Source organism: Cupriavidus sp. 8B (assembly GCF_054589115.1).
The window spans coordinates 1-352 of the sequence record NZ_BAAILO010000444.1 but is presented as its reverse complement, the minus strand read 5'-3'; the positions used below and the strand labels follow the sequence as shown (position 1 = coordinate 352).

General features: G+C 61.4%; 1 protein-coding gene. It reads left to right on the top strand.

Going from position 1 to position 352, the window contains the following annotated elements; all coding sequences use genetic code 11:
- Nucleotides 1–49: 49 nt before the first annotated feature.
- On the top strand, nt 50–352 hold a 303-nt coding region (locus tag ACYP5B_RS43225; RefSeq protein WP_459573695.1), incomplete at its 3' end, for a DUF7696 family protein.

Sequence of the window (352 nt, the reverse complement as noted above, 5' to 3'; positions counted from 1 at the left end):
CGGAAGGGGCGTGGCGACGGGTTTTCCTGCGAACAAGCTCGCTTCCGCCATGTCGGAGCGGGCTTTTTTTGTTTGTAGGAACCTCGAACAGGAGCTGACCATGCACTCTGCTGTCGATCTGAACTCCGAGATTCGTGCCGCCATTGCGAGCACGCTTGCCCGTCGACGGCCCGACTATGTCGGACAACCGAATGCGTGGCGCAATTTGTGTGAAGCGGCCCACGTGGCCGGTCTAGCGGAACCCGCCCGAGCGGATTTCCTTTCCCAAGTAACGACCCAGCGCGGGGCCGACATAGCCCTGCGCCTTCGGGAGCATGCTGCGTCCATCCGCGTCGCCGTCGTTCAATTTCTT